This window comes from Priestia flexa NBRC 15715, assembly GCF_001591565.1.
In the GTDB taxonomy this organism is placed as follows: domain Bacteria; phylum Bacillota; class Bacilli; order Bacillales; family Bacillaceae_H; genus Priestia; species Priestia flexa.
Genome location: NZ_BCVD01000031.1, coordinates 23,142 through 33,345, shown reverse-complemented (window position 1 = coordinate 33,345; position 10,204 = coordinate 23,142). Strand labels below are relative to the sequence as shown.

General features: G+C 37.3%; 10 protein-coding genes. 1 reads left to right on the top strand and 9 read right to left on the bottom strand.

The window, feature by feature from the left end; genetic code table 11:
- Positions 1-16: 16 nt before the first annotated feature.
- The 7 genes from BFL01S_RS07565 to BFL01S_RS07535 all read right to left on the bottom strand — a co-directional run bounded on the left by BFL01S_RS07565 (position 17) and on the right by BFL01S_RS07535 (position 6,731).
- Positions 17-628 carry a thymidine kinase gene (locus BFL01S_RS07565; protein ID WP_025908739.1) on the bottom strand — a complete coding sequence of 204 codons (612 nt, stop codon included), beginning with the start codon at positions 626-628 and terminating at the stop codon, positions 17-19.
- 200 nt (positions 629-828) lie between these two features.
- The gene (gene rpmE / locus BFL01S_RS07560; protein WP_025908738.1) at positions 829-1,029 is read right to left on the bottom strand and encodes a 50S ribosomal protein L31; all 201 of its coding nucleotides are present in this window, start codon (positions 1,027-1,029) and stop codon (positions 829-831) included.
- A gap of 216 nt (positions 1,030-1,245) precedes the next feature.
- Positions 1,246-2,520, bottom strand: a complete 1,275-nt coding sequence (rho, locus tag BFL01S_RS07555; RefSeq protein ID WP_025908737.1) for a transcription termination factor Rho — start codon at positions 2,518-2,520, stop codon at positions 1,246-1,248.
- A gap of 495 nt (positions 2,521-3,015) precedes the next feature.
- Positions 3,016-4,302, bottom strand: a complete 1,287-nt coding sequence (murA, locus tag BFL01S_RS07550) for a UDP-N-acetylglucosamine 1-carboxyvinyltransferase (RefSeq protein ID WP_025908736.1) — start codon at positions 4,300-4,302, stop codon at positions 3,016-3,018.
- Between the two features lie 204 nt (positions 4,303-4,506).
- On the bottom strand, positions 4,507-5,151 hold the full coding sequence (gene fsa / locus BFL01S_RS07545) for a fructose-6-phosphate aldolase (RefSeq protein ID WP_025908735.1): 645 nt from the start codon (positions 5,149-5,151) through the stop codon (positions 4,507-4,509).
- Positions 5,152-5,273: 122 nt separating this feature from the next.
- Positions 5,274-6,131: a class II fructose-bisphosphate aldolase gene (locus tag BFL01S_RS07540; RefSeq protein WP_025908734.1), complete on the bottom strand. Its 858-nt coding sequence runs from the start codon at positions 6,129-6,131 to the stop codon at positions 5,274-5,276.
- 225 nt (positions 6,132-6,356) lie between these two features.
- Positions 6,357-6,731 carry a response regulator gene (locus tag BFL01S_RS07535; protein WP_090752722.1) on the bottom strand — a complete coding sequence of 125 codons (375 nt, stop codon included), beginning with the start codon at positions 6,729-6,731 and terminating at the stop codon, positions 6,357-6,359.
- A gap of 237 nt (positions 6,732-6,968) precedes the next feature.
- On the opposite strand from BFL01S_RS07535, the gene BFL01S_RS07530 reads away from it, so the two are divergent.
- Positions 6,969-7,499, top strand: a complete 531-nt coding sequence (locus tag BFL01S_RS07530) for a DUF2529 domain-containing protein (protein WP_061785348.1) — start codon at positions 6,969-6,971, stop codon at positions 7,497-7,499.
- A gap of 45 nt (positions 7,500-7,544) precedes the next feature.
- Here the strand turns inward: BFL01S_RS07530 and pyrG are convergent, their stop codons facing one another.
- Both pyrG and rpoE read right to left on the bottom strand, forming a co-directional pair.
- The gene (gene pyrG, locus BFL01S_RS07525; protein ID WP_025908731.1) at positions 7,545-9,152 is read right to left on the bottom strand and encodes a CTP synthase; all 1,608 of its coding nucleotides are present in this window, start codon (positions 9,150-9,152) and stop codon (positions 7,545-7,547) included.
- Between the two features lie 359 nt (positions 9,153-9,511).
- Positions 9,512-10,057: a DNA-directed RNA polymerase subunit delta gene (rpoE, locus tag BFL01S_RS07520; RefSeq protein WP_025908730.1), complete on the bottom strand. Its 546-nt coding sequence runs from the start codon at positions 10,055-10,057 to the stop codon at positions 9,512-9,514.
- Positions 10,058-10,204 lie beyond the last annotated feature (147 nt).

The following is a 10,204-nucleotide window of genomic DNA, read 5'->3' as shown; positions in this document are numbered from 1 at the left end:
TGTCTCAGTCTCTTTTTTATTTGGTTAGTTCTTGAAAGTTACTTGCTGCTTTTGAACTTTTCACCACATGACAATGGCGACAGCGAGGTTCGTAAGATTCTGATGCGCCCACTAGTATAATGGGATCATCATAAGAAGCTGGCTCTCCATTAATTAAACGTTGAGTACGACTTGCTGGAGATCCACATGATGCACAAACAGCTTGCAGTTTTGTAACCGATTCAGCTATTGCCATCAGCTGAGGTACATGTCCAAAAGGCTCACCACGAAAGTCTTGATCAAGTCCTGCTACAATGACACGAAACCCTTTATCTGCAAGAGCTTGTACAACTTCAACAATTTGATTATCAAAGAATTGAATCTCATCGATTGCCACTACATCTGTAGCTTCGCTAACTATATCTAAAATGTCAGTAGAAATAGATATAGGATGGGCAATAACTGATGTTCCATTATGTGATACAACCGCTTCTTCACTATATCGATCATCGATTGCTGGCTTAAACACCTGCACATTTTGCTTGGCAAACTGCGTGCGACGAACACGACGAATTAATTCTTCTGATTTCCCTGAGAACATACTTCCACAAATTACTTCAATCCAACCGCTTTGTTTCATTACGTACACCATGCGGGACTCTCCCTTCCTATCACTCCATTATGAGCGAACCGCTACTAACTTTATCTAGTCTACCTTTAATTATGTAGAACATGTATATAAAAAGATTTCTCCACCCGCAGTGGAAATATTTTACTTATTCCGTATTTTTAAAAGTAAAAAAACAGGCAAGAGATAAGCTACTTGCCTGTTTGCTTCGACAATCTTGATTATTTAAGACCGTATTTTTTGTTGAAACGATCAACACGGCCACCAGCTTCAGCGAATTTTTGACGGCCCGTATAGAATGGGTGACATTGTGAACAAGTCTCAACGCGCATCTCTTCTTTTACAGAACCAGTTTCAAACTCATTACCACAGCTGCATTTCACCATGATTTTGTTGTACTTTGGATGAATTCCTGTTTTCATTCTTTTCATCTCCTTCCGCCCTGAATCATTCTGAAACAGAGTTTATTGATAAGAAAAAATGATGAGCATAATCGCACCATCGTGTATCTTATCAACACACATGATGAAATTATAACAAGGGTTGTTTCGTTTTGCAACCACCTATTCAAAACATCTTTTTCCATCAACTGACACTTCATTTAAAATCTTTATAAAACCAATTACATATGTTTTCTGTTATCGTTTATTAGCTAATAGAGCTTTCTTCTCTTCAGTTAACAAAGCAAAAAACTCTTCATTTGATTTTGTTTGACGAAGACGCTTTAAGAACTTTTCAGCAAAATCAGGCGCATCAGCCATTGACTTACGAATAGCCCATAAATGATCAAGCTGCTCCTTTGGAATAAGAAGCTCCTCTTTACGTGTACCTGAACGACGAATATCAATTGCCGGGAAAATACGTTTTTCCGCAAGTGAACGATCAAGGTGAAGCTCCATATTTCCAGTTCCTTTAAACTCTTCATAGATTACATCGTCCATACGAGAGCCTGTATCAATTAAAGCTGTTGCAAGAATTGTTAAGCTTCCGCCATCTTCAATGTTTCTGGCAGCACCAAAGAATCGCTTTGGACGATGGAAAGCAGCTGGGTCAATACCACCTGACAATGTTCTTCCACTTGGCGGAATAACAAGGTTATAAGCACGAGCTAGACGAGTGATACTATCCATTAAAATGACAACGTCTTTTTTATGCTCCACTAATCTCATTGCACGCTCGAGCACAAGCTCAGCGACTTTAATATGGTTTTCTGGTACCTCATCAAACGTTGAACTTACAACATCCCCATCAACAGATCTTTCAATATCTGTTACTTCTTCAGGACGCTCATCGATTAAGAGAACAATGAGCTCTGCTTCTGGATGATTTGTTGTAATACTGTTTGCAATTTCTTTTAGAAGCATTGTTTTACCAGCTTTAGGTGGTGCAACAATTAATCCCCTTTGACCAAAACCAATCGGTGAGATAAGGTCAATAATTCGAGTTGAGAAACTTCTAGGCTGTGTTTCCAAACGCATTTGCTCATTTGGATAAATAGGCGTTAACGCTGGGAAATGCACGCGTTCTTTTGATGTCTCTGGATCTTCACCATTAACTGCTTCTACATGTAGTAAGCCATAGTAACGCTCGTTTTCTTTAGGGGGACGAACTTTACCAGATACTTTATCTCCGTTTCGTAAATCAAAACGGCGAATTTGAGACGCGGAAATATAAATATCCTCAGAGCTTGGAGAATAGTTGATTGGTCTTAAAAACCCAAACCCTTCCGATTGAATAATTTCAAGGACACCTTCCATGAAAAGCAGACCGTCTTGCTCTGCCTGTGCTTTTAAAATTGCAAAAACAAGCTCTTTTTTCGTTAGCTTGCTATAATAAGAAACTTTATATGCTTTCGCATGTTCATATAGCTCTTTTAATTTCATATTTTCTAAACTGGATAATGTTAAGTTCATTAGGACACCACGCTTTTAATGAATAATTTTTGAGTTTCCTTCCATATTAAGTTACTATCTATTAGAAAATGATACGGTCGGAACAATGTGTTAAAGATGGAGAAGGTAATCTAGAAGTATACATAAGTAGAATCAATTATAATTATACACTTATTAGAAGAAAAAACAAGTTACTTTTATAACGAAGTGGCAAAAACCACGAATTGTTTAATGTAGCAACTTATATTCTAACCTTTTTCTATCTTTTTAATCAATCTTTTTTTGACGCATAGCGTTCAACAAAAAAACATGTTATAGTTTACTAGCTTCTACTGAAAACCTTTTCAATTCATATTAAATAAGAAATGATAGCTACAAATACATTGCACACACCAATTTATTATTTATAACGAATAAATAATCAGTGAGGGATTTCCCTCACTGATTTTCAACTTACTCTATTATAGACGAAATTCACGTAATGTCTAGTAGATGACATGATAAGAAAATTTGTGATTAAGAATTTTGGAATTGTTCAATTTCTTCTTCAGTCATTTCTTCTCGCCAAATCATTGCGCCTAAACTTGATAGTTTGTCCACGAGGTGACTATATCCTCGATCAATATGTTCTAATCCGGTAACTTCAGTAATTCCTTTAGCCATTAAACCAGCTGTTACTAGAGCTGCTCCTGCTCGTAAATCAGAAGCCTTAACACGCGCACCTTGCAACTGTATTGGCCCATTAATAATTGCAGAGCGACCCTCTACTTTAACCGAAGCATTCATACGTCTTAGCTCATCAATATGCTTAAAACGAGCTCCATAAATTGTATCTGTTACTACACTTGTACCAGATGCTTTTGTTAATAAAGTAGTGAAAGGTTGCTGCAAATCTGTTGGGAATCCTGGATAAACCAATGTTTTGATGTCTACAGGCTTTAATAATTCTCTTGTAGCAACCAAAATTTGGTCTGAGCTTGTTTCAATATGAATACCCATTTCTCTCATTTTAGCTGTCAAAGATTCCAAGTGCTGTGGAATCACATTATCCACAATCACTTCTTTCCCCATACTAGCACCCATTACCATGTAAGTGCCCGCCTCAATACGATCTGGAATGATTGAATGACGGCATCCATGTAAAGTATCTACGCCATCAATGCGGATAACGTCTGTTCCAGCACCCTTAATTTTTGCTCCCATACTCGTTAGCAACGTCGCAACATCAATAATCTCAGGTTCTTTAGCTGCATTCTCAATAACAGTACGTCCCTTTGCTCTGACAGCAGCTAGCATGATATTAATGGTTGCACCAACGCTTACCACGTCTAAATAAATACGAGCTCCTCTTAATTCTTCAGCACGTAAATAAATAGCACCTTGTTCATTTGTAACAGTAGCACCTAGTGCCTCAAAACCTTTAATATGCTGATCAATTGGGCGCGGTCCCAAATAACAGCCGCCTGGAAGACCAACAACAGCTTTTTTAAAACGCCCTAACATTGCTCCCATCAAATAATAAGAAGCACGCAGCTTTTTTACCTTTCCACTTGGTAAAGGCATGGCCGTCATATGAGTTGGGTTTACCGTTAATTCTTCATTATCACTTGTGACAGTGCCACCAATTTCTTCAATTAAATCACTCAGCAATTCAACATCTGATATACGAGGTAGCCCCTCTATTGTAACAGGTGACTCCGCTAAAATCGTAGCTGGAATCAGCGCCACAGCGCTATTTTTAGCACCGCTTACACGAACTGTTCCACTTAGAGTAAAGCCACCTTGTATTTTCAGCTTTTCCATTTATAGCTCCCTTCCAGCGAAAGAAAGTTTTCGACTCTGTAGTTAAGGAAAAAATTGGAACTACCACTATGTAGACTACTTGTATTTTTCCTCTTATCTACTAGTGTACACGAAAATCCAAAAATCATGTATAATTTCGACAATTTTAAAGAAAATATGGCATTTACTCAATTTATTCGCAAATGCCATACCATCTTATTTACATTATTTTTGTCGTTTTTCCCAATCTGCTAGAAACTGTTCGATTCCTGCTTCCGTTAAAGGATGCTTGAAAAGCTGCATAATTACTTTATAAGGAATTGTTGCAATATGAGCTCCTTGCTTAGCAGCCTCCGTTACATGCATTGGGTGACGAATAGAAGCAGCAATGATTTCAGTTGGAATATCGTGAATAGCAAAAATCTCTGCAATATCTGAAATTAAGTTCATACCATTAAATCCAATGTCATCAAGGCGACCTAAAAATGGTGAAACATATGTTGCACCAGCTCTTGCAGCTAATAATGCTTGATTAGCAGAAAAGATAAGCGTGACGTTGGTTTTGATTCCAAGACTCGTAAATTCGTTTACTGCTTTTAGACCATCAGGAGTCATCGGTACTTTAATCGTAATATTTGGTGCAAGGGCCGCTAACTCTTTACCTTCTCGAATCATTCCTTCTGCATCTAAAGAAATGACTTCGGCGCTCACTGACCCTTCAACTAGCTCTGTAATCTCACGAAGACGATCTTCAAATGTGATATTCTCTTTTGCTACCAAACTTGGATTTGTTGTAACACCAGCAATAACCCCTAATGAATGCGCTTCCTTTATTTCTGACAAGTTAGCTGTATCAATGAAAAATTTCATCTGTCCTATCCCCTTTTTTCTTAATTATATGAAAATTATAATTAAAATAAAGCCGCCTTACAACTATTGAGCAAGGCGGCTTTGCACCATCTCATCATTAATCACTTAATGTGGAATGGTAATTATGCTTTGTTTGAAGAACCAAACTCACGCATTTTCCCTTGAACTGTCGCTTGAATTGCATCGCGAGCTGGTCCTAAGTATTTACGTGGGTCATATTGCTCAGGTTGCGCAGCTAGTACTTCGCGTACAGCTTTAGCTGAAGCAATTTGGTTTTCTGTATTTACGTTAATTTTAGCAGTTCCTAAAGAAACAGCTTTTTGAATGTCTTTTGTTGGGATACCAGTACCACCGTGTAATACTAATGGTAAACCAGTAATTTGACCGATTTCTTCCATTTCAGCAAAACCTAAGTTTGGCTCACCTTTGTAAGGACCATGAACTGAACCTAATGCTGGAGCAAGGCAGTCGATACCTGTACGTTTAACAAGCTCTTCACACTCTTTTGCATCAGCGTAGATAACACCATCAGCGATTACGTCATCTTCTTGTCCACCAACAGTTCCTAACTCAGCTTCTACAGATACACCGTGGAAGTGTGCTAGTTCAACTACTTTAGCAGTAGTTGCAATGTTTTCTTCAAATGGGTGGTGAGAAGCATCAATCATTACAGAAGTGAATCCTGCATGAATTGCTTTTGCACATGATTCAAAGCTTGAACCATGGTCTAAGTGAATTGCAACTGGCACTGTTACGTTGTAGTCTTCGATTAAACCTTTAACCATTGATACTACAGTTTTGAAACCGCCCATGTAACGTGCTGCACCTTCAGATACACCTAGGATAACTGGAGAGTTTTCTTCTTGAGCTGCTTTTAAGATAGCTTGAGTGAACTCTAAGTTGTTTAGGTTAAATTGGCCTACTGCGTAGCCTTCCTCTTTTGCTTTGATAAGCATGTCTTTCATTGATACTAAAGGCATGTTGAAATCCTCCTTAATAATCTATGTGAGTTAGATACTAACCAAAAGCCTACCTAAAGTAGTATGCTCTTGAATCTGACATTCCATGTAGAAATGCGGTGTATCTGCACACAATATGTTGTCGAATGATTAATACAGTAATTAGGATACCAACTTAAAAACAAAACAGCAAGATTTTTAGGTTAATATTGAAAATTTCTTAGAAACACGCCTAATTGTAAGCACTTACTTAGACTTTAATGGTATATATTCCCTAACAACCTGTCTAATTTCATCAATATCAAATGGTTTTGCAAAATGCGTTAACGCACCTAAATCTTTTGCTTCTTGGATCATATCTAATTCACCATAAGCAGTCATTATAATTACTTTTATTGTCTTATCATACCCTTTTAATCGTTTTAAAATTTCAATTCCGTCCATCCCTGGAATCTTCATATCAAGCAAGACAAGATCAAGTTGTTGTTCTTTTGCAATGTCAATCGCTTGAAACCCATTCGCTGCTTGAAAAGTTTGATACCCTTCCTTTTGCAATACTTCTGTTAGTAAAATACGAATTCCGTACTGGTCATCTACAATTAAGATTTTTTCAGTCAACATAATCCCACCTTCTATACAGCCTCTTGTTGAGACAAAACTAACATATGTATTTCGTTATAAAGCGACAAATCCCTGCTCATTTAAGGAAATCTTACAAAATACAGGAATTTTAGTCATTATTCTTACTTTGTTTTTCCATACTTTTTTATTATAACTTGTTTTACACTAGAATATGGATATATTTTTTCGATATAATGATTAGCAAACACTCTTGAGAAAGAGAAAGGTGACTTTATCATGCTTAAAATTTTCACAACACAATTGTCTAGCTATTTTAAACGCATAGGCGAAAAAGAAGAATTCAACTTGGAAGATGGTGCTCGTATTTTAGCTCAAGCAGCCATTGGAGAAGGAAACATTTATATTTATGGAGTAAATGAAATGCAAGCCGTGATGTACGAAGCGACGCAGAGTGCAGAGCCGTTAGCTCATGCAAAATCTCTAGAGCTCAATGACATTAGCAGCTTAACATCCGTAGATCGAGTACTCATTGTTACAAGGTTTTCTACAGACGAAAAAGCAGTTCAAGTAGCACATACTCTACTGGAACAAGGAATTCCGTTTGTTAGCATTGGAGCTATTCCCAAAGAGGTTCAAGGTGACAGTATTCATGAACTAGCAGATGTGCATATTAATACGTATCTTTTACAGCCACTTATCCCTGATGATAGCGGGGAACGCTTTGGCTTTCCAGCTCTTATGACTACTCTTTATGCGTATTATGGCTTATCCTTTACATTAAAAGAAATCATGGATGAAAATGAGTAACAACAAAAAAGACGCTGTCTGTCACAGCGTCTTTTTTGTTGTTTTTTATTGTTGTTGTCCTAATTCAATTGATGCACGAATAAATTCTCTAAATAGAGGTTGTGGACGATTTGGACGAGACGTGAACTCTGGGTGGAATTGAGCTGCTAAGAACCATGGATGGTCTTTTAACTCAACGATTTCCACTAAACGACCGTCTGGGCTTGTACCTGAGAAGATAAAGCCTTTCTTCTCCATCTCTTGACGATATTCGTTGTTGAACTCGTAACGGTGACGATGGCGCTCGTAAACAACTTCATCTTGGTATGCTTGATGAGCTAATGTACCTTCTGTTAACTTACAAGGATACAATCCTAAGCGAAGTGTTCCACCTAAATCTTCAACATCCTTTTGTTCTGGTAATAGGTCAATGATTGGATAGTTTGTGCTTGGAGCAATTTCAGCAGAGTGCGCTCCGTCTAAACCTAATACGTTGCGAGCAAACTCTACAGATGCAAGTTGCATACCTAAGCAAATACCTAAGAATGGAACTTTTTGCTCACGAGCATATTGAGTAGCTACAATCTTACCTTCGATACCGCGGTCACCAAATCCACCTGGTACTAAGATACCGTCAACATTACCTAATAGTTCACTTACGTTTTCTTGCGTAACGTGCTCTGAGTTAACCCATTGAATGTTTACATCTGCATCAAATGCATAACCAGCATGGCGCATTGCTTCAACAACTGAGATGTAAGCATCTTGAAGCTCTACATATTTACCAACAAGAGCAATTTTCGTTGTTTTAGATAAGCCTTTTACTTTAGCTACAAGCTCTTTCCACTCCGTCATATCGGCTTCTTTACAATCTAATTTTAAGTGATCGCACGTGATTTGATCTAAGTGCTGGTCTTGTAGCGATAGTGGAATTTCGTATAATGTCTCCGCATCTGCACATTCAATAACTGCTTTTTTATCGATATCACAGAATAGAGCTAGCTTTTCTTTCATATCTTCAGAAATTGGCATTTCTGTACGTACAACAATAACGTTTGGTTGAATTCCTAAACTACGAAGTTCTTTAACGCTATGCTGTGTTGGCTTTGTTTTCATCTCGCCTGCAGCCTTTAAGTATGGCACTAATGTACAATGAATGTACATTACATTATCGCGACCGATATCGCTTTTAATTTGACGAATAGCTTCTAAGAATGGCAGAGATTCGATATCTCCTACCGTTCCTCCGATTTCCGTAATAACAACGTCTGCGTTTGTCTCTTTACCTGCACGGAATACTTTTTCTTTAATTTCATTTGTAATATGAGGGATTACCTGAACTGTTCCACCTAAGTAGTCACCGCGACGCTCTTTTTTCAATACAGTTGAGTAAACTTTCCCTGTTGTTACGTTACTATAGCGATTTAAGTTAATATCGATAAAACGCTCATAGTGCCCTAAATCTAAATCTGTTTCTGCACCATCATCCGTAACGAATACTTCACCATGTTGGTATGGGCTCATTGTTCCTGGGTCTACGTTAATGTATGGATCGAACTTTTGAATAGTTACGTTTAATCCACGATTTTTTAATAGTCTACCTAGAGAAGCAGCAGTGATCCCTTTCCCCAAAGAAGATACAACGCCACCTGTTACGAAAATATATTTTGTCATTTGGTCTTCCCCCTCTAAATTTGTTAAAGTGTACAATACTAAAAGTTTTTACATAAACAATCACAATTCATTCATCATCATGCATGAAATTATTAAAAGCATTATTGGGAATGCTTATTGAAGAAGAATAAGAATTCAACTGTTCAGTACGAAAAAGCAAAAACTCGACAGCAAGATGAGCCTGTATGGTTTCTAGCTCCAAGGTGCCAAGTTTTAAAAAAAAAATTGCTCCCAATGCCATAACAGGATTGGGAGCAATGTTCTATATAATATGTTTAAACTTCTTAAATACTCGTTTAAAGAGCCCAAAAAAGATTCTACATATTTCAATGACAAAAGTCAAGAACCATTATGATAGATTATTTTTCATCCTCATACTCAAGGTCTTCTTCGGCTTCTTCATCTGCTTCTTCTTCATCTAGATCTTCATCTAAATCGTCAAAGTCTTCTTCCTCTTCTTCAATAACATCTTCTTCATCTAAATCTTCAAAATCACCGTCATCTTCTTCAGCTAATTCATCAAGATCATCGAAATCTAGATCTTCTTCTTCTAAATCATCAAAATCATCCAGCTCGTCTACAACAGCTTTTTTCGCTTTCTTCTTCTTCGGCTTAGCTGCTGGCACAATATCTTCTTCTGCCTGATCAAAAGGATACCAACCCCTTAACCCCCAATAGTTTTCACCAACCGTTAGGAATCGACCATCGATATTAATATCTGTATAGAACTGCGCAATTCTTGATTTTAATTCTGTATCTGACATCTCTGTTGCTTTTACGATTTCATCAATAATTTCTTGAAATGAAATAGCTTGACGGTCTGTTTTCTCACTTAACAGCGCATACGCAATTTCGATCATTGACATCTCTTTTAATTCTTCTTTTGAGTACTTTTCTAAACTCAAAGGTGACACGCCCTTTCTATGTATATCTAAAATCTATTAAATCAATTCATCATAAGTTCAAATGATGGACACGAATAAATACATACCATTCATTATAAACAAATTCAATACATTTATGCTAGCCTCGATTCTAAAAATCTCTTGGAA

Bases quoted from the DNA above. Each gene is read 5' to 3' on its own strand.
- BFL01S_RS07540 (WP_025908734.1), bottom strand. From the start codon at position 6,131: ATGCCTTTAGTATCAATGAAAGACATGCTTATCAAAGCAAAAGAGGAA.
- rpmE (WP_025908738.1), bottom strand. From the start codon at position 1,029: ATGAAAACAGGAATTCATCCAAAGTACAACAAAATCATGGTGAAATGC.
- fsa (WP_025908735.1), bottom strand. From the start codon at position 5,151: ATGAAATTTTTCATTGATACAGCTAACTTGTCAGAAATAAAGGAAGCG.
- rho (WP_025908737.1), bottom strand. From the start codon at position 2,520: ATGAACTTAACATTATCCAGTTTAGAAAATATGAAATTAAAAGAGCTA.
- BFL01S_RS07530 (WP_061785348.1), top strand. From the start codon at position 6,969: ATGCTTAAAATTTTCACAACACAATTGTCTAGCTATTTTAAACGCATA.
- pyrG (WP_025908731.1), bottom strand. From the start codon at position 9,152: ATGACAAAATATATTTTCGTAACAGGTGGCGTTGTATCTTCTTTGGGG.
- BFL01S_RS07535 (WP_090752722.1), bottom strand. From the start codon at position 6,731: ATGTTGACTGAAAAAATCTTAATTGTAGATGACCAGTACGGAATTCGT.
- murA (WP_025908736.1), bottom strand. From the start codon at position 4,302: ATGGAAAAGCTGAAAATACAAGGTGGCTTTACTCTAAGTGGAACAGTT.